We start from the raw sequence: 26965 nt of genomic DNA, 5'->3' as shown, positions 1-26965 counted from the left end.
ACAAATAAAACTCAGAGACAAAAAAACCCGCCGCAGCGGGTTTTTCGGCCGTGTTCGATTAGTGTTCGAACATTGCTGAGATAGATTCTTCGTTGCTGATACGACGAATCGCTTCGGCCAGCATCCCGGACAGGGTCAGGGTACGCACGTTTGGCAGTGCCTTGATCTCGTCGCTCAGTGGGATGGTATCGCATACCACAACTTCGTCGATAACGGAGTTGCGCAGGTTGTTTACGGCATTGCCGGAGAAGATCGGGTGGGTCGCGTAGGCGAATACACGCTTAGCACCACGCTCTTTCAGCGCTTCAGCCGCTTTACACAGCGTACCGCCGGTATCGATCATGTCGTCGACCAGCACGCAGTCGCGGCCAGCCACGTCACCGATGATGTGCATCACCTGAGAAACGTTAGCGCGCGGACGACGTTTGTCGATGATCGCCATGTCGGTATCGTTCAGCAGCTTAGCGATAGCACGGGCACGTACCACGCCGCCGATATCCGGAGAAACCACGATTGGGTTATCCAGGTTCAGCTGCAGCATGTCTTCCAGCAGAATTGGGCTGCCGAATACGTTATCAACCGGAACGTCGAAGAAGCCCTGGATCTGCTCTGCGTGCAGGTCAACGGTCAGTACGCGGTCAACGCCGACGCTGGACAGGAAGTCAGCGACAACTTTAGCGGTAATTGGCACACGCGCGGAACGGACGCGACGGTCCTGACGGGCATAACCGAAGTAAGGGATTACAGCAGTGATACGGCCTGCGGAAGCGCGACGCAGGGCGTCGACCATAACAACCAGTTCCATCAGGTTGTCGTTCGTTGGAGCACAGGTGGACTGGATGATGAAAATATCACCACCGCGTACATTTTCGTTAATTTGTACGCTGACTTCGCCGTCGCTAAAGCGACCTACGGCGGCGTCGCCGAGGGAAGTGTACAGGCGGTTGGCAATACGTTGTGCTAGTTCCGGGGTGGCGTTACCAGCAAAAAGCTTCATATCAGGCACGAGAAGAACCTCAGGCATGCGTCCAGTGGTGGATAGCGTTCGCCGCAAACTGTGCGGGCCAGGCGAAGGCTATCCAGGCGGTGTATTAAAGAGCGCGATGCAACGTCTGGAACAGGGTGACGTTGTCACCGAAACTCAGTCTGCGCCAGAATGGCCTGCTGTAGGGGGGAAATGTTCATCCCACGCGCTACAAAACCATGCAGCCAAACCGGCGCTTGCTCAAGCACCTGACGAGCGGCGGATTCGGTGTCAAATTCAGCAAAGACACAGGCCCCTGTACCAGTCAGGCGCGACGGCGCGTATTCTAACAGCCAGGAAAGCACCGCATCAACCTCGCGAAAACGTTTTCTTGCGATATCCTCGCAATCGTTGCTGAATTCACAATTTAATAACGTTTCTATTGACCGAACCGGGGTATTCCTTTTCAGGTCAGGATCTTTAAAGATGACCGGGGTTGGAATGCTCACGCCAGGGTGAGCAACCAGATACCATTTCTCCGGCGGTTCAGCCGGGGAGAGGACCTCACCCACGCCCTCAGCAAAGGCCGCATGACCGCGAACAAACACCGGGACATCCGCCCCCAGCGTCAAGCCCAGGGCTGCCAGTTCGTCCGTCGACAGCCCGCAGCCCCAGAGGTGGTTCAGCGCAACCAGCACGGTCGCGGCGTTAGATGAGCCGCCGCCCAGACCGCCTCCCATCGGCAGACGTTTCTCAATACGAATATCCGCACCGCTTCCTGCGGGCAGACGGCCTGATTCCGCCGCGGCTTTCATCAGCAGACGCGCGGCGCGCACGATGAGGTTGTCCTCATGCGCCACGCCATCGACCGGCGTCAGGAGGCAAATCTGCCCGTCCTGACGCAGTTCAATGGAGATCGTGTCGCCATAGTCAATAAACTGAAACAGCGTCTGCAGGGTGTGATAACCGTCAGCGCGCTGGCCGGTGATGTACAAGAACAGGTTCAGCTTTGCCGGAGAGGGCCATTGGGTCATCATTTAACGATCCAGTTGTCCATTTTCAGCTTGATACGCTGGCTGCCCTGGGTCAGCTCCATATTCGATGGCAGCGACGGTTTACTCTTACTGTCATAGGCGCTGTACACCACTTTCCAGGTTTTACCGTTTTGGGTGTAGTTCACCTGGCTCAGACGATACTGATCGTCCAGGGTGTAGTCGGTGGCGTCACCCGGCAGGCCGAGGATCCACTGGCGCAGGCTGTTGAGCGGGATAGGCATCCCGGTCAGCTTGCCAATCATCTCTTCGGCATCGGTCGCGGTGTAGTGCTGGCCTTTGTTATCGGTAATCTGCGCTTCGCCCGGTTTCGCGATAAGCTCCAGCTCGGTGCTGCCCAGCGGGTTCAGCAGCAGCAGGCGATAGTGGTCCTGACCCGTCTGCTGCCAGAAGAAGCGGGCATAAACTTTTTGTTCGTCAGAGAGATAAGCGAAAGCGCCGCGAGTCTGGTACTGGTTCAAATTACGGACGTCCTGCTGGTGCTGACGCCACTGCGGTGAATCAGGGCTTTTGCCCGGGCCTTTTGGTTGGGTGACGGTACACGCGGTCAGAACCAGTGCTGCCAGCGGCAGCAGGCGAATCAGTCGGGTCATAATAAGGACAAATCCTTGAGATACGTTGCAGTTATAACTGTTAATGCTAGCGTCGAAGGGGGCTACCGTCTACGTTCAAATTATCTCAAAGCGTTGTATCTACCCTAAATAATTCAAGCTGCATGAAGGCGGCAAGAGAGTGAATCCCCATGAGCATAGATAACTATGTGATTGGGGTGAACGAGCGCAGCCAACGCGCATGCAGCTTGAAGTATGACGGGTATAAGCTATTACTCCGAAAGGGGGCTGTCTCTTTTATTGATCTCGCGCATCCTGTATGATGCGTTCTGCTAACCTTATTAACGCTGGTACTACTCCCGCTCAACATGACCCTATTAGCACTCGGCATCAATCACAAAACAGCCCCGGTTTCACTGCGAGAACGCGTGACGTTTTCGCCGGATACGCTCGACCTGGCGCTGGACAGCCTGCTTGCACAGCCGATGGTGCAGGGTGGCGTGGTGCTCTCGACGTGCAACCGTACCGAGCTCTATTTAAGCGTGGAAGAGCAGGACAACCTGCATGAAGCGCTTATCCGCTGGCTATGCGATTACCACAATCTCAATGAAGACGAGCTACGCAATAGCCTGTACTGGCATCAGGACAACGATGCCGTCAGCCATCTGATGCGCGTCGCCAGCGGGCTGGATTCGCTGGTGCTCGGCGAGCCACAGATCCTGGGGCAGGTGAAAAAAGCGTTTGCGGATTCGCAAAAAGGGCATCTTAAGGCCAGCGAGCTGGAGCGCATGTTCCAGAAGTCGTTCTCCGTGGCGAAGCGTGTGCGAACCGAAACCGATATTGGTGCCAGTGCGGTTTCCGTTGCTTTCGCGGCCTGCACCCTTGCGCGCCAAATCTTTGAATCCCTCTCCACCGTCACCGTGATGCTGGTGGGCGCGGGCGAAACCATCGAACTTGTGGCGCGCCATCTGCGCGAGCATAAAGTGAAAAAGATGATTATCGCTAACCGCACCCGCGAACGCGCGCAGGTGCTGGCGGATGAAGTGGGCGCAGAGGTGGTTGCCCTGAGCGACATCGATGAACGTCTGAAAGAGGCGGACATTATTATCAGCTCGACCGCCAGCCCGCTGCCGATTATCGGAAAAGGGATGGTGGAGCGTGCGCTGAAGTCCCGTCGTAATCAGCCGATGCTGCTGGTGGATATTGCCGTCCCGCGCGATGTTGAGCCGGAAGTGGGCAAGCTGCCTAACGCCTACCTCTACAGCGTGGATGACCTGCAAAGCATCATTTCGCACAACCTCGCCCAGCGTAAAGCGGCGGCGGTGCAGGCGGAAACCATCGTTGAGCAGGAAACCAGTGAGTTTATGGCCTGGCTGCGCGCGCAAAGCGTCAGCGAGACCATCCGCGAGTACCGCGGACAGGCGGAGCAGGTGCGTGATGACCTGACTGCCAAAGCGTTAGCGGCCCTTGAACAGGGCGGCGACGCACATGCAATTATGCAGGATCTGGCGTGGAAACTGACCAACCGCCTGATCCATGCACCAACCAAATCTCTTCAGCAGGCTGCCCGTGACGGGGATGATGAACGCCTGACTATTCTGCGCAACAGCCTCGGGCTGGAATAGCGCCCTATACCCATTTTCTAAGACAAGGTGCACTTACGCCTATGAAGCCTTCTATCGTCGCTAAACTGGAAGCTCTGCACGAGCGCCATGAAGAAGTCCAGGCGCTGCTCGGCGATGCCGGGACCATTGCGGACCAGGAGCGTTTTCGCGCGCTCTCACGTGAATACGCGCAGTTAAGTGATGTTTCTAAATGCTTTACCGACTGGCGACAGGTTCAGGAAGATATCGAAACCGCGCAGATGATGCTCGACGATCCTGAAATGCGCGAGATGGCGCAGGAAGAGTTGCAGGATGCGAAAGCGCGTTCTGAGGAGATGGAGCAGCAGCTTCAGGTGCTTCTGCTGCCAAAAGATCCGGACGACGAGCGTAACGCGTTCGTGGAAGTCCGCGCCGGGACCGGCGGTGACGAAGCGGCACTGTTTGCCGGGGATCTGTTCCGCATGTACAGCCGCTACGCCGAGTCGCGTCGCTGGCGCGTGGAGATCATGAGCGCCAACGAAGGCGAACACGGTGGCTACAAAGAGGTTATCGCCAAGATCAGCGGCGACGGCGTGTACGGTCGTCTTAAGTTTGAATCCGGCGGTCACCGCGTGCAGCGCGTACCGGCCACCGAATCCCAGGGCCGTATCCACACTTCCGCCTGTACGGTGGCGGTGATGCCGGAGCTGCCGGAAGCGGAACTGCCGGACATCAATCCGGCGGACCTGCGTATTGATACTTTCCGCTCCTCTGGCGCGGGTGGTCAGCACGTTAACACCACCGACTCCGCCATCCGTATTACCCACCTGCCAACCGGCATTGTCGTCGAATGTCAGGACGAGCGTTCACAGCACAAAAACAAAGCCAAAGCGCTGTCCGTGCTGGGCGCGCGTATCCACGCGGCCGAAATGGCGAAACGCCAGCAGGCGGAAGCGTCTACGCGTCGTAACCTGCTGGGGAGCGGCGATCGCAGCGACCGTAACCGCACCTACAACTTCCCGCAGGGCCGCGTCACCGACCACCGCATCAACCTGACGCTGTACCGTCTGGACGAGGTGATGGAAGGGAAGCTGGACATGCTGATTGAGCCTATCGTGCAGGAATACCAGGCCGACCAGCTGGCGGCACTGTCCGAGCAGGAATAATGGATTTTCAGCGCTGGTTACGTGAGGCGGCAGGTGAGCTTTCCGAAAGCGAAAGCCCGAAACGCGATGCCGAAATTTTGCTTGAGCATGTGACGGGTAAAGCCCGCACGTATCTGCTGGCTTTTGGAGAAACCGAACTGACCGCGGAGCAGGAAGCGCAGCTCGCCGCGCTGCTTGCCCGTCGTAAAACCGGAGAGCCGGTGGCGCACCTTGTCGGTGAACGTGAGTTCTGGTCGTTACCCCTGTACGTCTCGGCGGCGACGCTGATCCCGCGTCCGGACACCGAGTGTCTGGTGGAGCAGGCGCTGGCGCGTTTACCGGCGGCGGCCTGCAGCATTCTCGATCTCGGGACGGGAACAGGTGCTATCGCGCTGGCGCTCGCCACCGAGCGGCCCGACTGTACGGTGACGGCGGTGGATGTCATGCCCGACGCGGTGGCGCTGGCGCAGCGTAACGTGGAACGTCTCGGGGTCCGCAACGTGACGGTGCTGCAAAGCAGCTGGTTTTCCGCGCTGGAGAATCGCACATTTGCGATGATTGTCAGCAATCCTCCTTACATCGACGAACACGACCCGCACCTTGCGCAGGGAGATGTTCGCTTCGAACCGCTGACGGCGCTCGTGGCCGCCAACGCGGGATTAGCCGATCTTGATCACATTGTGACAACGTCACGGGAACATTTACTTCCCGGCGGCTGGCTGCTCGTGGAGCATGGCTGGACGCAGGGAGAAGCCGTGCGGGCACTGTTTACGCAAGCAGGTTATGACGCTGTCGAAACCTGCCGCGACTACGGCGGCAACGAACGCCTGACGCTGGGGCGGTGGTCTTGAGTTCCGGGTATCTGCCATTTACTGATAAAGGCGTAAGGCTGACTGAAAGGCAGTTTGGCGTTATCATCTACATCGTTTTGAGTTTTATCGCGCCTGAGCGTCATTGTTCGCTCAGGCGTTACTGGGGTAAGTCATGAGGTCCTTAGCCGATTTCGAATTTAATAAAGTGCCGCTTTGCGATGGCATGATCCTGATTTCAGAGATGATTCGCGACGATTTTACGTCGCAGTTTGTCTATGATGAGCTGGAGAATCTGGTCAGCCTGGCGCGTGAAGAGATTAATCAGGCTCGCCCGCAAGACTGGCAATTAGAGAAGCTGCTGGAGCTTTTCTACGGCGAATGGGGTTTCTGCGACACGCGGGGCGTGTATCGCCTGTCTGACGCATTATGGCTGGACCAGGTCTTAAAAAATCGTCAGGGCAGCGCCGTGGCGCTGGGGTCTATTTTACTATGGGTCGCACAGCGTCTGGATATTCCGCTGGTGCCGGTCATTTTTCCGACGCAGATGATCCTGCGTGCAGAGTGGCTGGACGGCGAAATGTGGCTCATTAATCCCTTCAACGGCGACACGCTGGATGAACATACGCTGGACGTGTGGCTGAAAGGCAATATCAGCCCGGTGGCCGAACTCTTCAACGAAGATCTCGACGAGGCGGACAACGCAGAGGTCATTCGCAAGCTGCTGGATACGCTGAAGTCTGCATTAATGGAAGAGCGTCAGATGGAGCTGGCCTTGCGCGCCAGCGAAGTGCTGCTGCAGTTCAACCCGGAAGACCCGTACGAAATTCGCGATCGCGGGCTGATCTATGCCCAGCTCGACTGTGAGCACGTGGCGCTGAATGATTTGAATTATTTCGTCGAGCAGTGTCCGGAAGATCCTATTAGCGAAATGATTCGTGCGCAGATCAACGCGATCTCGCACAAGCAAATTACACTGCATTAATCTTAATTCCGATTCACACCTGAATAAGGCGATCCTATGAAACAAAAAGTGGTTAGCATTGGTGATATCAAGGTAGCAAACGACCTGCCGTTCGTCCTGTTTGGCGGCATGAACGTGCTGGAATCCCGCGATCTCGCCATGCGTATCTGCGAACACTACGTGACCGTGACCCAGAAGCTGGGCATCCCGTACGTGTTTAAAGCCTCTTTTGACAAAGCCAACCGCTCCTCCATCAACTCTTACCGTGGCCCGGGCCTGGAAGAAGGGATGAAGATTTTCCAGGAGCTGAAGCAGACCTTTGGCGTGAAAGTGATCACCGACGTGCATGAAGCCTCTCAGGCGCAGCCGGTGGCAGACGTGGTGGACGTGATCCAGCTCCCGGCGTTCCTGGCTCGCCAGACCGACCTGGTCGCCGCGATGGCGAAAACCGGTGCCGTGATTAACGTGAAAAAACCGCAGTTCGTCAGCCCGGGTCAGATGGGTAACATCGTTGATAAGTTTATCGAAGGCGGTAACGATCAGGTGATCCTGTGTGACCGTGGCGCTAACTTCGGTTACGACAACCTGGTTGTCGACATGCTGGGCTTCAGCGTGATGAAAAATGTCTCCGGCCAGTCTCCGGTGATTTTCGACGTGACCCACGCCCTGCAGTGCCGCGACCCGTTTGGCGCCGCGTCCGGTGGCCGTCGTGCGCAGGTTACCGAGCTGGCGCGTGCCGGTATGGCGACCGGCCTGGCAGGTCTGTTTATTGAAGCGCACCCGGATCCGGCTAATGCGAAATGCGACGGCCCATCTGCGCTGCCGCTGGATAAGCTGGAGCCGTTCCTGAAACAGATCAAAGCGATTGACGATCTGGTGAAGAGCTTCGACGAGCTGGATACCAGCAACTAATAAAAAAACCCGCTTCGGCGGGTTTTTTTATGTTTTCTCCCTCTCCCACAGGGAGAGGGTTGGGGTGAGGGCATCAGGCCGCACCGGATCAATCTTACGCAAAAATCGTCATTAAGTACGCAATAAACAACGCCATATGCGCCGCGCCGTTCAGCACGTTGGTACGCCCGGTGGAGAACGAAATCTGGCACAGCAGCAACGAGGCCACCATCACAATCATTTCCGGCGCACCCAGCGCAAACTGCAGCTCGTTGCCCGTCATAAAGGCAATCAGCGTCACCACCGGCACGGTAAGTGATATTGTCGCCAGTACGGAGCCGAAGAACAGGTTCATTGCGCGCTGTACCTGATTATTCAACACCGCTTTCAGCGCACCCAGCCCTTCAGGAGACAGGATCAGCAGCGCCACCAGGAAGCCGGTAAACGCTACCGGCGCGTTCAGCTCGGTTAACAGCGTTTCCAGCGGGTTGGCGTTCATCTTGGTGACGGCAATCACCGCAATCAGATGTACGATCAGCCAAACCGTATGCCACGCGCTGCTGTGGGCCGACGGCTTACCGTGGTGCGGGTCATCGTCGTCGCTGTCGTCTTCATGCTCATAAACAAACAGGCTCTGGTGCGTTTTGGTCTGAATCAGCAGGAACACGCCGTACATGGCGGCGGAAATCAGTGCGACCAGCAGTGCCTGACCGGTAGAGAAATTCGCGCCCGGCAGCGCCATCGGGAAGACCAGCACGATAATGGCCAGCGGGAAGAGGGCAATCAGATACTGTTTAATGCCGAACAGGTTCATATACTGGGTCGCGAACTTGCGCCCGCCCAGCAGCAGAGAGAAGCCCACCAGGCCGCCCGTCACAATCATAATGATAGAGTAGAGCGTGTCGCGCATCAGCGTCGGCGCGGCATCGCCGGTCGCCATGAGCGCGGAAATCAGGCTGACTTCGAGAATAACGACGGAAAGGCTGAGAATTAACGATCCGTACGGCTCGCCCAGACGGTGGGCCAGGACGTCCGCATGGCGAACGACGCTAAATGCGCTGGTTAAGATGCCGACCAGGGCAAGAATATTGATACCAACCACCACTGGCAGTGACTGACTGCTTCCCCAGAAGAGCAGCACAGCCAGTGCCAGAACCGGGAAAATGAGTGACGTCTCCTTGTGGCGGGTCTTTACCGCCTCGTGTGTTGCTGTCATGTGCTTCTCCATCAATGCAGGTGCTTGTAATTATAGATAGATTTTTGAGGTCATTAAACTAACAGATCTCTGTTAAATACCCTTTATTTTTTACTTAATTTTACCCTTTTTCATAAATTTAATGCCTGACTCATGTAATTGACTGTTTTCATATAATACTTATTAAATAACAATAAATTACATTTGGTTTGAAACCATAAATTAAGGCCGGGTGGCACGCTGCCATATCGTCGTCCACACTTATCTCTTTAAGCAAAAGAGAGGTGAGTGATGCCATATAAAACGAAACGCGAATTACCAGACAACGTGCAAAACGTGCTGCCCGCTCACGCGCAGGATATCTACAAAGAGGCGTTTAACAGCGCCTGGGATCAATACAAAGATAAGGACGATCGCCGGGATGATGCCAGCCGTGAAGAGACGGCACACAAAGTCGCCTGGTCCGCCGTAAAACATGAATATGAAAAAGGAGGCGACGATAAATGGCATAAAAAGAAATAGCCGTGAAATAATTCGCTGCCTTCATTTTGACTTTTCAGGCGGTTGAACTGCCGTTGTATTGCAACTGGTCCGCTAATTGCTTATCGTTATTTAACTGCTGGCAAAATGACCAGCACATAATGCCGGGAAGGCGAATTACAGATGTCGCAAGGAAGCATGCAGTGGCGGAGGTGTAAAGTGTTAACGCGTGATTTCTTAATGAAGGCAGATTGTAAGACGGCATTTGGTGCTATTGAGGAATCGCTTCTCTGGTCAGCTGAACAACGTGCGGCGTCACTTGCTGCCACGCTTGCCTGCCGCCCGGATGATGGCCCGGTATGGATTTTTGGCTACGGTTCCCTGATGTGGAACCCGGCTCTGGAATTTGTCGAATCGGCAACGGGAACGCTGCCTGGCTGGCATCGCGCATTTTGCCTGCGTCTGACGGCCGGACGCGGCAGCGCGTGCCAGCCGGGACGTATGCTTGCACTGAAAGAGGGCGGGCGCACCACGGGCGTGGCGTATCGCCTTCCTGATGCCTCGCTGGAAGAGGAGCTTACGCTGCTCTGGAAGCGTGAGATGATCACCGGCTGCTATATGCCGAGCTGGTGCAAGCTGGAGCTGGACGACGGACGCACCGTCAATGCGCTGGTGTTTATTATGGACCCGCGTCATCCGCTGTATGAAGCGGACACCCGCACGCAGGTCATAGCCCCGTTGATTGCTGCCGCCAGCGGACCGCTGGGGACCAATGCACAATATCTCTTCTCCCTGGATCAGGAGCTGACCCGCCTCGGCATGAAAGACGATTGTCTGAATGAGCTGGTGGTAAAGGTGAAGGCTCTGCTGGAAAGGAACCCGCTCAACGGCACGCTGCGACCGGGCTTTGCCTGATGATACGCCCGGCTCGCCGGGCGTTTATTATTATGCAGCCACGTAGCTGACGGAATGCTCCAGCGACTGGCTGTGGCTGTCGATCAGCACATCCCACGTGCCGGTATACGGTACGGTAAGCCACGCTTTATCATCCTGCACGGTGAGAATATCCGCCTGGGATTGTTTATGTGCTTTCGCACTCATCAGGTGAATACGACAGCGCTCTGAGCAACGCACCACTACCGTATCCCCGCCAAACAGCTTCAAACTTGTTTTTACCAGTGCCATTTTTTTACCCCGTCGATTTTGCCCATCCCGAGCGTGATATTGTTCACAAATTACTCATTGCATAACACCAAAGCGGGGGGCGAGGGATGATGATTTTGATCAAAAAATGGCATAACGTTTAAACAAAAATGACAAAATTCCTGAAAGCATTCAGCTGGCGCGGGTTTTACCCGGTAAACCCGCGCCGGAATAAAATTAAATGCGGAAATGGCCGGCGGTTTCAGCAAGGTCCCCAGCCTGGCTCTGCAGGGCACCCGCGGCGGCGGCGGATTCCACTACCAGCTCGGCGTTCTGCTGGACCATCCTGTCGAGATGGGTCACCGCATGATTGATCTCATGAATGCCTTTCATCTGCTCGCTGGTGGCGATGGAGATTTCGCGCATGATGCCGGAGACGCTGCCGATGCTGGAGCGGATCTCGTCCATGCTTTCCCCGGCCAGATGCACGTAGCGGGAGCCGGTGGCCACGCTGTCGGTGGTGGAATCGATCAGCGATTTGATCTCTTTCGCCGCCTGGGCGCTGCGGCTTGCCAGGTTACGCACTTCGCCTGCCACCACGGCAAACCCGCGACCCTGCTCCCCGGCACGGGCCGCCTCGACGGAGGCGTTCAGCGCCAGAATGTTGGTCTGGAACGCGATGCCGTCAATCACGCTGGTGATATCGCCAATTTTAGCCGATGCGACTTCGATGGACTGCATGGTGCTGATCGCCTGGGATACCACCTCGCCGCCGCGCGCCGCGGCCGCTGAGGCCTTGCTCGCCTGGTCGTTCGCTTCTGCCGCCGACTCGTTCGATTGGGTCACGGAGGCGGTGATCTGCTCCACGGCGCTGGCCGTCTCGCGCAGGCTGGACGCCGCCTGCTCGGTACGTCCGGAGAGATCCTGGTTACCCGCCGCAATCTCCTGGGCGGCGTTTTTCACCGATTCACTGGCATCACGGAGCTGCACCATCACCACCGACAGCTTATCGCTGAAGGCGTTAAAGGCCTGCGCAATCTGCGCCACCTCGTCCTCGCCGCTGTCCGGCAGACGCTGCGACAGATCGTTAGTCCCGTTGGCAATGTTGTGCATCGCGTCGCGAATGTCGGACAGACGCTTCAGCAGGCGGGCAATCAGGAGGTGAACAATGGCCGCGCTCAGCAGTGCCAGGATCACCAGCGAAATCGCCGATGCTTTAAGCAGGGAACGCATGCCGGAGGTGGCGTCGCCGTTGTCGAGGGCGACGACTAGCAGCCAGTTTGTGCCCGGCACGGCTGTCGCCACGAAGGTTTTTTCAGCATCGTTCAGCGTGCCGTCAACCGGGTTACCGCTTTTCAGCGCAGCAAAATCGATGCCTTTGATGGTCTCAGCAAACGGTTTAAGCGTCAGAGCCGGATCGTTAGCGGCAATCACGCTGCCGTCACTGTTCAGAAGCAACCCGCTGCTGGCCGGGGTTGGATGGATCCCGCGTACGTTCGCCACCACGCTGTCCATGGCCACATCGCCCGCCACTACCGCTTTCAGTGTGCCATTCTCTTTCACCGGCACGGCGAAGGTCACCACCAGTTTACCGGTCCCCGCGTCAACGTAGGGCGCGGTGACAACCGGACCGTCCGTACTGACCACCTGCTGATACCACGGGCGAATGGTCGGGTCATAATCCGCCGGAACGCCCGCCGGTTCAGAGAATTTCGCCGTTTTGCTGGCGTAGCCGACATAAACGTTGGTGAATCCACCCGCCTGTGCAAGCTGTTTAAACACCGGAACCGGATCGTCACTCAGTGCGACGGTCTGCGCGGAGGCGATCACCGTCATCTTGCTTTTGACCCAGTCGGCAATCGCCATGTTATGGCTGGCGCTGGTGCTGGTCAGGATATCGCGCTGTGACTGCTGGTTATCCTGGCGTGTGACCTGGAAGTTAATAACGGTGTTGAGGAGAAGGGCGACGACCAGACAGCCTGCCGTCGCCGCGATGATGCGTGCACGAATCGATCTGAACATAAGTGAAATACCTGCTGTGTTGTTTCCATGCCTATCGGCAAGCCAGCAGGTAAACTTGATGCTGAAACCGCGTCCATAAGAAAATAATATTTTTACGGGTTTATTATTAAAAAGTTAATACTTTATCTGCGGACAGCGTCCACTCGGCCAGCTCAACCAGCGTACCAATTTCTACGCCATCAATCAGCGGCAGTCCGGTAATGCCGCGCCCGTCGGTGCAGGTCTTGCACAATTTCACCGGCACGTTTTGCGCGGTCAGGATCTCCAGCATCTGCTGAATGTTATAACCCTCGGCCGGTTTTTGTCCCTTCAGCCCGGCGGTGACCGCGTCGGACATTAAAAAGAGGCGTAACGCCAGGTCGCTCTCTTTTTCACGCAGCGCAATGGCCAGGCGCAGGCTGTTAAAAAGGGATTCACTCCCGTAGGCCGCACCGTTGGCGACGATAACAATCTTTTGCATGTTGACTCCTGTTCTTATAAAGGCACGAATAATATAGGGTTTACCGAGTTTACGCTGCCTGCAGCCGTCAATAAACTTCAGGATATTCCTGAAATTTCCCGTAAGGCTGCAATTCTTTCTTAATAGCGTTAAGGTAAGACGTCTTTTACAAAAATCCAGGCGCTAAACCCAACGTTGATGGCTGTATCGTCTCGCATTCGTTCTCTGCTATTACTCTCCCTTTTGTCGGCCGGAGCCGTTCACGGTGCGCCGAATTCCTTTATGCATCAGGCTCAGCACCCCTTTGATAATAACGGGGACAGTCTGCCCGACCTCGGCCTGGCGGCGCCTACGGGCGAAGGGGAGAAGCATCTGGCCGAAATGGCGAAAGCCTTTGGTGAAGCCAGCATGACCGACAATGGCCTGACGACCGGCGAGCAGGCGCGTCAGTTTGCCTTTGGTCAGGTGCGCGACGCGGTAAGCGGGGAAGTGAACCAGCAGATTGAGTCCTGGCTGTCGCCCTGGGGAAACGCCAGCGTGAACCTGCTGGTGGATAACGATGGCAAATTTAACGGCAGCAGCGGGAGCTGGTTTATCCCGTGGAACGATACTAACCGCTACCTGAGCTGGAGCCAGCTTGGCCTGACTCAGCAGACGGATGGCCTGGTCAGTAACGCTGGAATCGGTCAGCGCTGGGTCGCCGGGAAATGGCTGCTGGGTTACAACACTTTTTACGATAATCTTCTGGATGAAAATCTGCAGCGTGCCGGGTTGGGGGCGGAAGCGTGGGGGGAAAATCTGCGCCTGTCAGCGAACTATTATCAGCCCTTTGCCGGATGGCGCGAGCGCTCTGACGTTCAGGAGCAGCGCATGGCGCGCGGATATGACGTGACCGCTAAAGCCTGGCTGCCGTGGTTCCATCATCTCAATACCAGCGTTAGCTTCGAGCAATACTTTGGCGATAACGTCGACCTCTTCAACAGCGGAACCGGCTATCACAATCCCGTAGCGGTGAATCTGGGGCTTAACTATACCCCCGTTCCGCTGGTCACCTTGACCGCCGGGCATAAGCAGGGCGAAAGCGGCGAGAGCCAGAATAACCTCGGGCTGAAGCTCAACTATCGCTTTGGCGTGCCGCTGGCTAAGCAGCTTTCCGCCGATGAGGTCGCCGCCACGCGCTCCCTGCGCGGCAGCCGCTATGACTCGCCCGAGCGCACCAGCCTGCCGGTGATAGAGTTCCGCCAGCGTAAAACGCTGTCCGTCTGGCTGGCCACGCCGCCGTGGGATCTGAAAGGGGGCGAGACCGTGATGCTGAAGCTTCAGGTTCGCAGCACGCACGGCATCCGTCAGATCCACTGGCAGGGGGATACGCAGGCACTGAGCCTGACGTCGCCGGCGAAAAGCAACAGCACCGACGGCTGGAGCGTGATTATCCCTGCCTGGGATGACCGGGAAGGGGCGACAAACCGCTGGCACCTGTCGGCGGTGGTGGAAGATGAGAAAGGCCAGCGCGTCTCGTCCAATGAGATCACGCTTGCCGTGGTGCAGCCGCTGGTCGCATTGCCTGACGACGATCCGCGCTGGAAGCTGCTGCCGGATGAGTAGTCCTTAAAAAATGCGTTCCTGATGCACCCACACGGCGGCTTCAACGCGGGATTTTAGCTTCATTTTCTTCAGCATATGCTTCACGTGTACTTTGACCGTGCTTTCGGTGATATCCAGACGGCGGGCGATCATTTTGTTCGGCAGCCCCTGGGCAATGAGTTTGAGAATATCGCGCTCGCGCGGGGTTAACTGGCTGACGTCACGGTCAGAGGTGGCGCGGTTGGCGCGCAGGCTGGCGGCCAGAACCGGCGTTAAGGCTTCGCTGAGCACCATTTCGCCCGCCGCCGCCTGCTGTAGCGCCTTAAGCAAGTCTTCCGGCTCCATATCCTTCAGCAGATAGCCATCCGCCCCGCGCTTCAGCGCCGTGACTACGTCCTCCTCATGGTTCGACACGCTAAAGACGACGATGCGCCCGGAAAGCGATTTTTCCCGCAGCTTGTCGAGGGTCTCCAGACCGTTCATGCCGGGCATATTCAGATCGAGCAGGATCAGATCGGGATCGAGGGATTCGGCAAGCTCAATGCCCTGTTCACCGTTGCTGGCTTCGCCCACCACGGTGATATCGGGTGCCATGCTGACCAGCTGTTTCACGCCAGTACGCAGCATCGGATGGTCGTCGATCAACAGGATGGATGCCGGTTCCTGATTAGTCATGGGTTTCTCCTTGAACAGTTGTGAGCGGTTTCTCGGGAATAAAGGTGACGACAACTTCCGTGCCGCCCGTCTCTCTCCGGCGAACCTGGCAATCACCGCGCAGGCTTTGGGCGCGGTCTCGCATAATGATTAAACCATAGTGGTTAGTGCGTTCGGCATTTTCCGGCACGCCGCGGCCGTTATCGTGAACCGTCAGTTTCACCTGATTATCGTGCTGGCTGACGGTGACCGTGACCGCCGTCGCGTCAGCGTGTTTAAGCACGTTGCTCAGCGCTTCGCGGGCGATCTGCAGTAGATGGATGGCCTGATGGGAGGGGACAAACCGCGGCGGCAGCTGGTAATCCAGCTTCACCGGGAACCCCAGCCGGGCGCTAAATTCGTGACAGCTGGCTTCCAGCGCCGGGCGCAGGCCCGGCTCGGTCAGCTGCAGGCGGAAGGTGGTCAGCAGCTCGCGCAGCTGTATCCAGGAGGTGTTCAGCTCGTTGCGGATCTGGCTGAGCAGCTGCTTGTTGCTTTCGGGCATCTCCGCATCCTGCATCTGCAGGCAGCTCACCTGCATTTTCATACAGGAGAGCGACTGAGCGATAGAGTCGTGAAGCTCGCGGGCGATGGTCGCGCGCTCTTCCATGACGATCAGCTGCTGCTGCTTTTCCTGATGCCTGTCGAGCGCCAGCGTGGCCGTCAGCTGTTCAACCAGTGTATCCACCAGCTGCTGCTGGTCGTGGCTGAGGTGACGCCCGGCTGGCAGTGTTGCCAGCAGAATGCCGTACTGAGTGTGGCTGTCCGTCAGGCGCCACTTCAGGGTGGTGCCGCCGGTCGTCAGCGGCGGCAGGCCGCGAGGACAAAGATGGCAGCCTTTGTCATCGCAGGACATATCGGACTGGCAGGTGAATTCCTGGTGGTTATCTTCGTCTTCCATATCGTAGACCCGCAGCTCAAGGTCGTGAAGCAGGGTCAGATTTTGCAGGCCGTTCAGTACCGGCGAGAGACGTTCACATAGCGGTACCTGCATGTGCAGCCGACGGTTGGCCTGCCACAGGAAGGAGAGGATCTCGTTTTTCTGCTCCAGCCCGGCCGTTTTTTCCTGAACGCGCTGTTCCAGCACCGCGTAGCTCTCGGAGAGCTCTGCCGACATAGTATTAAGCGCCTGGCCGAGCATGGCCATCTCATTGCGCCCGCTGATGTGCGTGCGCTGGGTAAAGTCGCGTGCGGTGACCGCGCGGGCCATGGCCAGCAGCTGTTTCCATGGGTTCAGCAGCCGCGCGCGGAGCCAGACGATGGTGAAGATCAGCAGCAGCCCCATAAACAGCGCCATGGCCCGGTGCACCATTACCACCCGGTCGATGCGTAATTCGGTGGTCTGGTCGAAAGCGGAGACCAGCGCATCAATGCGGGAGACGAACCCCGCCACGTCCTGCGCAACGGTTTCCGTGCTGCGCGCCTGTTTTAGCCCGGGCTGCAGCTGGGTGTGCCAGTAGCCCTGAAGGGCGTTAAGCTGGGATTGCTGACCGGCGCGGATAGCGGCTTTTTCCAGCTCGGGGCTGAAGACCGTGCGCTCCATTTCATCAATCAGGGGACGATCGTCCTGCGTCAGGGGAACCGATGCCAGCAGGCGATAGCTCTGCATGCGTAGCGAGCCTGCCTCGTTGATGGCATGCGCATTACCCTGTACTCCCTGTACCAGCCAGCCGGAGATCGCCATGCCGGTCACACCGATGGCGGTGGACAGCAAAACGATCAGGGCGAGCTGATTCACGAGCGTCAGCGGAGATAAACATCTTTTTAACATAGAGGTGGCGTGCTCCTGACGTGGCCTGCTTGCAGGAATGGCGCTATTCTGGTGCATACCCTGGAGTATACCCATACCAATAAAGGATTACCCCTAAATTGCCAACGGAGTAGGGGGGAGGAGGTGGGGGTAGCCAGGAACCGTCAGCACCGTGAAAAACCACGTCTTTTTTACCGAATTAGCCTACTCACTAAGGGTGAGGCCTTATTTTTTGCCGCAAATCCTCCCACTTTTCCTTTGATTTATATCAACTTACCGCCGCTCTAAAACCCTAATGTTTGCAGCATCATTCGAGAATCAGAGGTGTCTATGAGTCACTCATCCGCTCCCGAAAGGGAAAATGGTGCCGTTATTACAGACTGGCGTCCAGAGGATCCGGCGTTCTGGCAACAGCGCGGCCATCGTGTAGCAAGCCGGAATCTGTGGATTTCCGTGCCGTGTCTGTTATTAGCGTTTTGCGTATGGATGTTGTTTAGCGCGGTGGCGGTCAACCTGCCGAAAGTGGGTTTTACGTTTACCACCGATCAGCTATTCATGCTGACCGCGCTGCCGTCGCTGTCAGGCGCGCTGCTGCGTGTGCCTTACGCGTTTATGGTGCCGGTGTTTGGCGGTCGTCGCTGGACGGCGTTCAGTACAGGCATCATGATCGTTCCTTGTGTCTGGCTCGGATTCGCGGTGCAGGATACCTCTACGCCATTTAGCGTATTCGTGATTATCTCCCTGCTGTGCGGTTTTGCGGGTGCAAACTTCGCCTCCAGCATGGCGAACATCAGCTTCTTCTTCCCGAAAGCGAAGCAGGGCGGCGCGCTGGGGATTAACGGCGGTCTGGGGAATATGGGCGTGAGCGTGATGCAGCTCATTGCCCCGCTGGCGATCTCGGTCTCCATTTTTGCAGCCTTTGGCGGCGGTGGCGTTGCGCAGGCGGATGGTTCTTCCCTCTATCTGCAAAACGCAGCCTGGATCTGGGTACCGTTCCTCGTGGTCTTCACCCTCGCAGCCTGGTTCTTTATGAATGACCTGTCCGCGTCGAAGGCGTCGCTGAGCGAACAGCTGCCGGTGCTGAAGCGTGGACACCTCTGGGTGATGGCGCTGCTGTATCTGGCCACCTTCGGTTCGTTTATCGGCTTCTCAGCGGGCTTCGCGATGCTGTCGAAAACGCAGTTCCCGGAGATTCAGATCCTGCACTTTGCCTTCTTCGGGCCGTTTATTGGTGCCCTGGCACGTTCGCTGGGTGGCATGGTATCTGACCGCCTGGGCGGTACCCGCGTGACGCTGGTTAACTTTGTCGTGATGGCTGTCTTCTGTGCGCTGCTGTTCCTCACGCTGCCAGCCGACGGGCAGGGCGGTAACTTCATCGCCTTCTTCGGCGTGTTTATGGTGCTGTTCCTGACGGCCGGGCTGGGGAGCGCGTCAACCTTCCAGATGATCTCCGTGATTTTCCGTAAGCTGACCATGGACCGCGTAAAAGCACAGGGCGGGAGCGAAGAGCAGGCCATGCGCGAAGCGGCGACGGATACGGCTGCGGCGCTGGGCTTTATCTCTGCCATCGGCGCGATTGGCGGCTTCTTTATCCCGAAAGCGTTCGGTATCTCTCTGGACCTGACCGGCTCTCCGGCCGGTGCCATGAAAGTCTTCCTTGTCTTCTATATCGCCTGCGTCGTGATTACGTGGCTGGTATATGGCCGTAATAACAAGAAAAATAAGTAAGTATGATTATCCGTTTACGCGGCCTTCGGGCCGCGTTTTTTTTGGCGTCAAAATAGTTACAACATACTGGTTGCCATGCAGAGGAAATCCGCAGGCAGCACTGTGATCGCCATCGCTTTACAGGGCGCTCTACCCCTTAATACCTGAGAGGTTAAATTTTGCCTGGCGGTTTGTACGATAAAATAAAAATAACGATATATTTCATGTGGATATGAAGTTTCAAAAGATACCGCTTTGGTGGTATTCGGTGTAATTCCTCGCCTGAAAGTCCCTCCTCGTCTTGATCGTTATCAATTCTCCCCCTCTTTCAGGGCGTTACCTTCGCTGCAAATCAGCAATGTCGATTTAGAGAGCCACAGGCTCCACACAGGAGATACCCGATGAGCAAATTTTTGGACCGGTTTCGCTACTTCAAGCAGAAGGGTGAAACGTTTGCCGATGGGCACGGCCAGGTTCTGGATACCAACCGGGACTGGGAAGACGGTTACCGCCAGCGCTGGCAGCATGACAAAGTCGTCCGTTCGACCCACGGCGTGAACTGCACTGGCTCATGTAGCTGGAAGATTTTCGTTAAAAACGGTCTGGTGACCTGGGAAATGCAGCAGACCGACTATCCTCGCACCCGCCCGGATATGCCGAACCACGAACCGCGCGGCTGCCCGCGTGGCGCCAGCTACTCCTGGTATCTCTACAGCGCGAACCGTCTGAAATACCCCCTGATGCGCAAGCGCCTGATGAAAATGTGGCGTGAAGCGAAAGTGCAGCACAGCGATCCGGTGGATGCCTGGGCCTCCATCATTGAAGACGCTGACAAAGCAAAAAGCTTCAAGCAGGCCCGCGGTCGCGGAGGTTTCGTTCGCTCCTCATGGAAAGAAGTGAACGAGCTGATTGCCGCTTCCAACGTCTACACCGTCAAAACCTACGGTCCTGACCGCGTGGCGGGTTTCTCGCCGATCCCGGCGATGTCGATGGTCTCTTATGCCTCCGGCGCGCGCTATCTCTCTTTAATCGGCGGTACCTGCCTGAGTTTCTACGACTGGTACTGCGACCTGCCGCCCGCGTCTCCGCAGACCTGGGGCGAGCAGACCGACGTGCCGGAATCCGCGGACTGGTACAACTCCAGCTACATCATCGCCTGGGGCTCTAACGTGCCGCAGACCCGTACGCCGGACGCGCACTTCTTTACCGAAGTCCGTTATAAAGGCACCAAAACCGTGGCGGTCACCCCGGACTACGCCGAAATCGCCAAGCTGTGCGATCTGTGGCTGGCACCGAAGCAGGGTACCGATGCGGCGATGGCGATGGCGATGGGCCACGTCATGCTGCGCGAGTTCCATCTGGATAAACCAAGCCAGTACTTCACCGACTACGTCCGTCGCTACACCGACATGCCGATGCTGGTGATGCTCGAAGAGCGTGACGGCTACTACGCAGCAGGCCGTACGCTGCGCGCTGCCGATCTGGTGGACGCGCTGGGCCAGGAAAATAACCCAGAGTGGAAAACCGTTGCCTATAACAGCAACGGCGAGCTGGTGGCGCCAAACGGCTCTATCGGCTTCCGCTGGGGCGAGAAGGGCAAGTGGAACCTTGAGCAGCGTAACGGCACGACCGGTGAAGAGACGGAACTGCGCCTGAGCATGCTGGGTAGCCAGGACGAGATCGCCGAGGTGGGCTTCCCGTACTTCGGCGGTGAAGGTTCCGAGCACTTCAACAAGGTTGAACTGAAAAACGTACTGATGCACAAGCTGCCGGTGAAACGCCTGCAGCTGGCCGACGGGACTACCGCGCTGGTCACCACCGTCTATGACCTGACCATGGCGAACTACGGCCTGGAACGTGGTCTGGGCGATGAAAACTGCGCCACCGGCTATGACGATGTGAAAGCCTACACCCCGGCATGGGCAGAGCAAATCACCGGCGTTCCACGCGCGCAGATCGTGCGTATCGCCCGCGAGTTTGCGGATAACGCCGACAAGACCCACGGTCGCTCCATGATCATCGTCGGTGCGGGTCTGAACCACTGGTATCACCTCGATATGAACTACCGTGGCCTGATCAACATGCTGATCTTCTGCGGCTGCGTAGGTCAGAGCGGCGGCGGCTGGGCGCACTACGTGGGCCAGGAAAAACTGCGTCCGCAGACCGGCTGGCAGCCGCTGGCGTTTGCCCTCGACTGGCAGCGCCCGGCACGCCACATGAACAGCACTTCCTACTTCTATAACCACTCCAGCCAGTGGCGCTACGAGACGGTCACCGCGCAGGAGCTGCTGTCGCCGATGGCGGATAAATCCCGCTACAGCGGCCATCTGATTGACTTCAACGTGCGCGCCGAGCGCATGGGCTGGCTGCCGTCTGCGCCGCAGCTGGGTACTAACCCGCTGCGCATTGCGGAAGCGGCAAAGCAGGCAGGCATGTCACCGGTGGATTACACCGTGAAATCCCTGAAGGATGGCTCAATTCGCTTCGCAGCGGAACAGCCGGAGAACGGTAAAAACCATCCGCGTAACCTGTTTATCTGGCGCTCCAACCTGCTGGGCTCGTCCGGTAAAGGCCACGAGTACATGCTGAAATACCTGCTCGGTACCGAAAACGGTATCCAGGGGAAAGATCTCGGCAAGCAGGGCGGCGTGAAGCCGGAAGAGGTGGAGTGGAAAGACAACGGTCTCGACGGCAAGCTGGATCTGGTGGTCACCCTCGACTTCCGCCTGTCCAGCACCTGCCTCTACTCCGACATCGTGCTGCCTACCGCCACCTGGTACGAAAAAGACGACATGAATACCTCGGACATGCATCCGTTTATTCATCCGCTGTCTGCGGCCGTTGACCCGGCGTGGGAATCAAAAAGCGACTGGGAAATCTACAAAGACATCGCGAAGACATTCTCCGAAGTCTGCGTGGGGCACCTCGGCAAAGAGACCGACGTGGTGACGCTGCCAATCCAGCACGACTCCGCCGCCGAACTGGCGCAGCCGCTGGACGTGAAGGACTGGAAAAAAGGCGAGTGCGACCTGATCCCGGGCGTGACCGCGCCGCACATTATTCCGGTTGAACGCGACTACCCGGCAACCTACGAGCGCTTTACCTCTATCGGCCCACTGATGGAGAAGATCGGCAACGGCGGTAAAGGGATCGCCTGGAACACCCAGAGCGAAATGGATCTGCTGCGCAAGCTTAACTACACCAAAGCGGACGGTCCGGCCAAAGGCCAGCCAATGCTCAACACGGCGATTGATGCCGCAGAGATGATCCTGACCCTGGCCCCGGAAACCAACGGCCACGTCGCGGTGAAGGCCTGGGCGGCCCTGAGCGAGTTCACCGGTCGCGACCATACCCACCTGGCGACGAATAAAGAGGAAGAGAAAATTCGCTTCCGCGATATTCAGGCCCAGCCGCGCAAGATTATCTCCAGCCCGACCTGGTCAGGCCTGGAAGATGAGCATGTGTCCTATAACGCGGGCTACACCAACGTTCACGAGCTGATCCCATGGCGCACCCTGTCAGGCCGCCAGTCGCTGTATCAGGATCACCAGTGGATGCGCGACTTCGGTGAAAGCCTGCTGGTGTACCGTCCGCCAATCGACACCCGCTCCGTGAAAGCCGTGATGGGGGTGAAATCGAACGGTAACCCTGAGAAGGCGCTGAACTTCCTGACGCCGCACCAGAAGTGGGGTATTCACTCCACCTACAGCGACAACCTGCTGATGCTGACCCTGTCGCGCGGCGGTCCGATTGTCTGGATGAGCGAAACGGATGCCAAAGATCTGGGTATTGAAGATAACGACTGGATCGAAGTGTTCAACAGCAACGGTGCCCTGACGGCGCGTGCGGTGGTGAGCCAGCGCGTACCGGCCGGGATGACCATGATGTACCACGCGCAAGAACGTATCGTTAACCTGCCGGGGTCAGAGATCACCGAGCAGCGCGGCGGGATCCACAACTCCGTGACCCGCATTACGCCGAAGCCGACCCACATGATCGGTGGCTATGCGCAGCTGGCCTACGGCTTTAACTACTACGGCACCGTAGGATCGAACCGCGATGAGTTCGTGGTGGTACGTAAGATGAAGAATATTAACTGGTTAGACGGCGAAGGTAATGACCAGGTACAGGAGAGCGTAAAATGAAAATTCGTTCACAAGTCGGCATGGTGCTGAATCTGGATAAATGCATCGGCTGCCATACCTGCTCGGTCACCTGTAAAAACGTCTGGACCAGCCGTGAAGGTATGGAATACGCCTGGTTCAATAACGTGGAAAGCAAGCCGGGCACCGGCTTCCCGACCGACTGGGAAAACCAGGAGAAGTGGAAGGGCGGCTGGATCCGCAAAATCAACGGCAAGCTGCAGCCGCGCATGGGTAACCGCGCTTGGCTTCTGGGAAAAATCTTCGCTAACCCGCATCTGCCGGGCATCGATGATTACTACGAGCCGTTTGATTACGACTACCAGAATCTGCACAACGCGCCGGAAGGCAAACACCAGCCGATCGCCCGTCCTCGCTCGCTGATTACCGGCCAGCGCATGGACAAAATTACCAGCGGTCCAAACTGGGAAGAGATTCTGGGCGGCGAGTTCGAGAAACGCGCCAAAGACCAGAACTTCGAGAACATGCAGAAGGCGATGTACGGCCAGTTCGAAAATACCTTCATGATGTATCTGCCGCGCCTGTGCGAGCACTGCCTCAACCCGGCGTGCGTGGCGACCTGCCCGAGCGGCGCCATCTACAAGCGTGAAGAAGACGGCATCGTGCTGATCGACCAGGACAAGTGCCGCGGCTGGCGTATGTGCATCACCGGCTGTCCGTACAAAAAGATCTACTTCAACTGGAAGAGCGGCAAATCCGAGAAGTGCATCTTCTGCTATCCGCGTATTGAAGCCGGGATGCCAACCGTCTGCTCCGAAAGCTGCGTAGGCCGTATTCGCTACCTCGGCGTGCTGCTGTACGACGCAGACGCGATTGAAAACGCAGCCAGCACCGAGCACGAGAAAGATCTCTATCAGCGTCAGCTGGACGTGTTCCTCGATCCGAACGATCCGAAGGTGATTGAGCAGGCGCTGAAGGACGGCATCCCGCAGAGCGTGATTGACGCCGCGCAGCAGTCGCCGGTGTACAAAATGGCGATGGACTGGAAGCTCGCGCTGCCGCTGCACCCGGAATACCGCACTCTGCCGATGGTCTGGTACGTGCCGCCGCTGTCGCCGATTCAGTCTGCGGCTGACGCGGGTGAACTGGGCAGCAACGGCATTCTGCCGGACGTGGAGAGCCTGCGTATCCCGGTTCAGTATCTGGCAAACCTGCTGACCGCAGGCGATACCCAGCCGGTCCTGCTGGCGCTGAAGCGTATGCTGGCAATGCGCCACTTCAAGCGTGCCGAAACCGTGGATGGCGTAACCGATACCCGCGCGCTGGAAGAGGTCGGTCTGACCGAAGCGCAGGCGCAGGAGATGTACCGCTATCTGGCGATCGCTAACTACGAAGACCGTTTCGTGGTGCCGAGCAGCCACCGTGAGCTGGCCCGCGAAGCCTTCCCGGAAAAAAATGGCTGTGGCTTTACCTTTGGCGACGGTTGCCACGGGTCAGACAGCAAATTCAATCTGTTCAACAGCCGCCGCATTGATGCCATGGATGTGACCAGCAAAACGGAGCCGCACCAATGATTGAACTCGTCATTGTTTCGCGTCTGCTCGAGTATCCGGATGCTGCGCTTGCGCAGCATCAGCAGGAACTCTTTGATGCACTCGCGTCATCTGAAAACCTGGATAAGGACGATGCCCAGAAGCTGGGTGTTTTCCTCCGTGACCTGCTGGCGCGCGACCTTCTGGATGCCCAGTCGGACTACAGCCAGCTGTTTGACCGTGGTCGTGCAACGTCCCTGCTGCTGTTTGAACACGTTCACGGTGAGTCCCGCGACCGCGGTCAGGCGATGGTGGATCTGATGGCCCAGTATGAACAGCACGGCCTGCAGCTCGACAGCCGCGAGCTGCCGGATCATCTGCCGCTGTATCTGGAGTACCTCGCGCAGCTGCCGAAAGAAGAGGCGCTGGGCGGTCTGCAGGACATCGCGCCGATCCTGGCGCTGCTCGGCGCGCGTCTTCAGCAGCGCGAGAGCCGCTATGCGGTTCTGTTCGATCTGCTGGTGAAGCTGGCCAACGCTGCGGTCGACCGTGAAAAAGTGGCGGAGAAAATTGCGGATGAAGCCCGCGATGATACGCCACAAGCGCTGGATGCGGTCTGGGAAGAAGAGCAGGTGAAATTCTTTGCTGACCAGAACTGCGGCGAGTCTGAAATCTCCGCTCACCAGCGTCGTTTTGCCGGCGCGGTTGCCCCGCAATATTTGAATATCTCTAACGGAGGACGGCACTAATGCACTTCCTGAATATGTTCTTCTTTGACATTTACCCGTATATCGCGGGCACCGTGTTCCTGGTGGGAAGCTGGCTGCGTTACGACTACGGGCAGTACACCTGGCGTGCTGCCTCCAGCCAGATGCTGGATCGTAAAGGGATGCATGTGGGCTCTAACCTGTTCCACATCGGTATTCTGGGGATTTTTGCCGGTCACTTCCTGGGGATGCTGACGCCGCACTGGATGTATGAAGCGTGGCTACCGATTGAGGTGAAGCAGAAGATGGCGATGATCGCCGGCGGTGCCTGCGGCGTGATGACCCTGGTCGGTGGCCTGCTGCTGCTGAAACGTCGTCTGTTCAGCCCGCGCGTGCGTGCGACCACGACGGCAGCGGACATCCTGATCCTCTCCCTGCTGATGGTGCAGTGTGCGCTGGGTCTGTTGACCATTCCGTTCTCGGCGCAGCATATGGACGGGAGCGAAATGATGAAGCTGGTGGGCTGGGCGCAGTCCGTGGTGACCTTCCACGGCGGAGCCTCCGCGCACCTGGACGGCGTGGCGTTTATCTTCCGCGTTCACCTGGTGCTGGGGATGACGCTGTTTGTGCTGTTCCCGTTCTCCCGCCTGGTGCATATCTGGAGCGCGCCGGTGGAGTACCTGACGCGCAAATACCAGATAGTACGCGCCCGTCGCTAATTTGCCGTTTTGATACCAACCCCGCACTCGCGGGGTTTTTTTTCGCCCCAGCCCAGGTTGTTCCCAGCGGCAGCAAACAGGATCAGCGCGCCGCCCGCCAGCTGCGTCAGATTCAGCGCGTGTCCGAACACCAGATTATCAACAACAATAGCCACCACCGGATAGATAAATGACAGGGAGCCGGTTATAGGCGTAGGCAGCTTCTGAATCGCGCTGTAGAGCAGCTGGTACATAATGCCGGTATGGACAATGCCCAGCGTCAGCAGGATCGGCCAGGGGAAATCACCGGAAAATGACGGCAGGCTGACAAACGGTAAAAGCATCACGACGCCCGTCAGCACCTGGATAAAGGCAATATGCTGCGGCGCAACGGATCTGAGTTTGCGGGCAATAATGGCCGTGACCGCATAGAAGAACGCCGCGGCCATGGCCAGACCGATTCCGGCGAGCCATTCATTGCCATGCGCGCCGGTCAGCTCGCTGGAGAGCAGTATCACCACGCCGCCAAAGGCGAGGAACAGCCAGCCCCATTTCACCATGCTGACGCGTTCACCTAAAAACATCCCCATCAGTACCAGCATAAACGGCTGGGTGTTATAGACCACGGTCGAAAGGCCAATCGAGATCCGCTCATAGGCGGCGAAGAGCAGCAGCCAGTTCACCACTAATGCCACGCCGCCGAGAATAGCCAGCAGCAGCGTGGTGCGGGTGAGGGGACTGAAGGGCTTTTGACTTACCCGGATAAAAATAAAAAGCGCCATAGCCCCGATAAGACAGCGCCAGAACACCACTTCCGTCACCGGCAGACCTGAGAGCAAAACAAACGCGCCGATAGAGCCGGAAATTAACATCGCCAGGCTCATTTGCCAGACGCCTTTATGTAAATTACGCATCATCCACCTCCTGATTAATGACGCTATTGTCGAAAATCG

Annotated in this window: 23 protein-coding genes and 1 pseudogene; 14 read left to right on the top strand and 10 right to left on the bottom strand. The window is 57.5% G+C overall.

From position 1 onward, the window contains the following. Positions 1–58 precede the first annotated feature (58 nt). The 3 genes from prs to lolB form a co-directional block, all read right to left on the bottom strand. Positions 59–1006 (bottom strand): ribose-phosphate diphosphokinase, encoded by a 948-nt coding sequence (gene prs, locus GXP72_RS13350; RefSeq protein ID WP_003856663.1) that lies wholly within the window; start codon positions 1004–1006, stop codon positions 59–61. Positions 1007–1131: 125 nt separating this feature from the next. Then, a complete protein-coding gene (gene ispE, locus GXP72_RS13345; protein ID WP_090420999.1) occupies positions 1132–2001 on the bottom strand; it encodes a 4-(cytidine 5'-diphospho)-2-C-methyl-D-erythritol kinase in 870 nt (289 codons plus the stop codon). Next, positions 1998–2609, bottom strand: coding sequence for a lipoprotein insertase outer membrane protein LolB (gene lolB / locus GXP72_RS13340; RefSeq protein WP_024907066.1), 612 nt, complete (start codon positions 2607–2609; stop codon positions 1998–2000). The genes ispE and lolB overlap by 4 nt, the downstream gene beginning before the upstream one ends. A 326-nt stretch (positions 2610–2935) precedes the next feature. Here lolB and hemA point away from each other — a divergent pair, with 326 nt between their 5' ends. The 6 genes and pseudogenes from hemA to kdsA all read left to right on the top strand — a co-directional run bounded on the left by hemA (position 2936) and on the right by kdsA (position 7980). After that, positions 2936–4192: a glutamyl-tRNA reductase gene (gene hemA / locus GXP72_RS13335; protein WP_024907067.1), complete on the top strand. Its 1257-nt coding sequence runs from the start codon at positions 2936–2938 to the stop codon at positions 4190–4192. 41 nt (positions 4193–4233) lie between these two features. After that, positions 4234–5316 carry a peptide chain release factor 1 gene (prfA, locus tag GXP72_RS13330; protein WP_021240360.1) on the top strand — a complete coding sequence of 361 codons (1083 nt, stop codon included), beginning with the start codon at positions 4234–4236 and terminating at the stop codon, positions 5314–5316. After that, the gene (gene prmC / locus GXP72_RS13325) at positions 5316–6146 is read left to right on the top strand and encodes a peptide chain release factor N(5)-glutamine methyltransferase (RefSeq protein WP_208762986.1); all 831 of its coding nucleotides are present in this window, start codon (positions 5316–5318) and stop codon (positions 6144–6146) included. The genes prfA and prmC overlap by 1 nt, the downstream gene beginning before the upstream one ends. Continuing rightward, positions 6128–6238, top strand: a pseudogene (locus GXP72_RS22675) (siroheme synthase); the annotation flags it as partial. The gene prmC and the pseudogene GXP72_RS22675, both read left to right, overlap by 19 nt. A gap of 41 nt (positions 6239–6279) precedes the next feature. Continuing rightward, entirely contained in the window at positions 6280–7089 is an 810-nt protein-coding gene (sirB1, locus tag GXP72_RS13320) for an invasion regulator SirB1 (protein ID WP_032647631.1), read from the top strand. Between the two features lie 36 nt (positions 7090–7125). After that, a complete protein-coding gene (gene kdsA / locus GXP72_RS13315) occupies positions 7126–7980 on the top strand; it encodes a 3-deoxy-8-phosphooctulonate synthase (protein ID WP_023335996.1) in 855 nt (284 codons plus the stop codon). 94 nt (positions 7981–8074) lie between these two features. Here the strand turns inward: kdsA and chaA are convergent, their stop codons facing one another. Continuing rightward, on the bottom strand, positions 8075–9175 hold the full coding sequence (gene chaA, locus GXP72_RS13310; protein ID WP_024907071.1) for a sodium-potassium/proton antiporter ChaA: 1101 nt from the start codon (positions 9173–9175) through the stop codon (positions 8075–8077). Between the two features lie 270 nt (positions 9176–9445). Here chaA and chaB point away from each other — a divergent pair, with 270 nt between their 5' ends. Beyond that, positions 9446–9676, top strand: coding sequence for a putative cation transport regulator ChaB (gene chaB / locus GXP72_RS13305; RefSeq protein ID WP_090420993.1), 231 nt, complete (start codon positions 9446–9448; stop codon positions 9674–9676). Between the two features lie 177 nt (positions 9677–9853). Continuing rightward, positions 9854–10549, top strand: coding sequence for a gamma-glutamylcyclotransferase (locus tag GXP72_RS13300; protein ID WP_090420990.1), 696 nt, complete (start codon positions 9854–9856; stop codon positions 10547–10549). 30 nt (positions 10550–10579) lie between these two features. Here the strand turns inward: GXP72_RS13300 and GXP72_RS13295 are convergent, their stop codons facing one another. The 3 genes from GXP72_RS13295 to GXP72_RS13285 form a co-directional block, all read right to left on the bottom strand. Beyond that, positions 10580–10819: a DUF1883 domain-containing protein gene (locus GXP72_RS13295; RefSeq protein WP_024907074.1), complete on the bottom strand. Its 240-nt coding sequence runs from the start codon at positions 10817–10819 to the stop codon at positions 10580–10582. A gap of 195 nt (positions 10820–11014) precedes the next feature. Beyond that, the gene (locus GXP72_RS13290; protein WP_048989615.1) at positions 11015–12799 is read right to left on the bottom strand and encodes a methyl-accepting chemotaxis protein; all 1785 of its coding nucleotides are present in this window, start codon (positions 12797–12799) and stop codon (positions 11015–11017) included. Positions 12800–12905: 106 nt separating this feature from the next. Then, positions 12906–13259: a DsrE/DsrF/TusD sulfur relay family protein gene (locus GXP72_RS13285; RefSeq protein WP_008499522.1), complete on the bottom strand. Its 354-nt coding sequence runs from the start codon at positions 13257–13259 to the stop codon at positions 12906–12908. A 177-nt stretch (positions 13260–13436) separates the two neighbouring features. On the opposite strand from GXP72_RS13285, the gene GXP72_RS13280 reads away from it, so the two are divergent. Next, on the top strand, positions 13437–14843 hold the full coding sequence (locus tag GXP72_RS13280) for a YchO/YchP family invasin (protein WP_157189321.1): 1407 nt from the start codon (positions 13437–13439) through the stop codon (positions 14841–14843). A gap of 3 nt (positions 14844–14846) precedes the next feature. Here the strand turns inward: GXP72_RS13280 and narL are convergent, their stop codons facing one another. Both narL and narX read right to left on the bottom strand, forming a co-directional pair. After that, positions 14847–15497, bottom strand: a complete 651-nt coding sequence (gene narL / locus GXP72_RS13275; protein WP_008499531.1) for a two-component system response regulator NarL — start codon at positions 15495–15497, stop codon at positions 14847–14849. After that, on the bottom strand, positions 15490–17286 hold the full coding sequence (gene narX, locus GXP72_RS13270) for a nitrate/nitrite two-component system sensor histidine kinase NarX (RefSeq protein WP_208762985.1): 1797 nt from the start codon (positions 17284–17286) through the stop codon (positions 15490–15492). The genes narL and narX overlap by 8 nt, the downstream gene beginning before the upstream one ends. 309 nt (positions 17287–17595) lie before the next feature. Here narX and GXP72_RS13265 point away from each other — a divergent pair, with 309 nt between their 5' ends. The 5 genes from GXP72_RS13265 (at position 17596) to narI (ending at position 26033) form a co-directional block, all read left to right on the top strand. Further along, a complete protein-coding gene (locus GXP72_RS13265; RefSeq protein ID WP_208762984.1) occupies positions 17596–18993 on the top strand; it encodes a NarK family nitrate/nitrite MFS transporter in 1398 nt (465 codons plus the stop codon). A 380-nt stretch (positions 18994–19373) separates the two neighbouring features. Then, the gene (locus GXP72_RS13260; protein ID WP_208762983.1) at positions 19374–23117 is read left to right on the top strand and encodes a nitrate reductase subunit alpha; all 3744 of its coding nucleotides are present in this window, start codon (positions 19374–19376) and stop codon (positions 23115–23117) included. Continuing rightward, a complete protein-coding gene (narH, locus tag GXP72_RS13255; protein WP_024907086.1) occupies positions 23114–24649 on the top strand; it encodes a nitrate reductase subunit beta in 1536 nt (511 codons plus the stop codon). Before GXP72_RS13260 ends, narH begins: the two co-directional genes overlap by 4 nt. Further along, entirely contained in the window at positions 24646–25356 is a 711-nt protein-coding gene (gene narJ / locus GXP72_RS13250; RefSeq protein ID WP_061714964.1) for a nitrate reductase molybdenum cofactor assembly chaperone, read from the top strand. Before narH ends, narJ begins: the two co-directional genes overlap by 4 nt. Further along, entirely contained in the window at positions 25356–26033 is a 678-nt protein-coding gene (gene narI / locus GXP72_RS13245) for a respiratory nitrate reductase subunit gamma (RefSeq protein WP_023312107.1), read from the top strand. Before narJ ends, narI begins: the two co-directional genes overlap by 1 nt. Here the strand turns inward: narI and GXP72_RS13240 are convergent. After that, entirely contained in the window at positions 26030–26926 is an 897-nt protein-coding gene (locus GXP72_RS13240; protein ID WP_157189935.1) for a DMT family transporter, read from the bottom strand. The genes narI and GXP72_RS13240 overlap by 4 nt on opposite strands. Positions 26927–26965 lie beyond the last annotated feature (39 nt).

The organism is Enterobacter sp. SES19, from assembly GCF_011765665.1.
Taxonomy (GTDB): domain Bacteria; phylum Pseudomonadota; class Gammaproteobacteria; order Enterobacterales; family Enterobacteriaceae; genus Enterobacter; species Enterobacter pseudoroggenkampii.
This window is presented reverse-complemented; position numbering and strand designations above follow the sequence as displayed.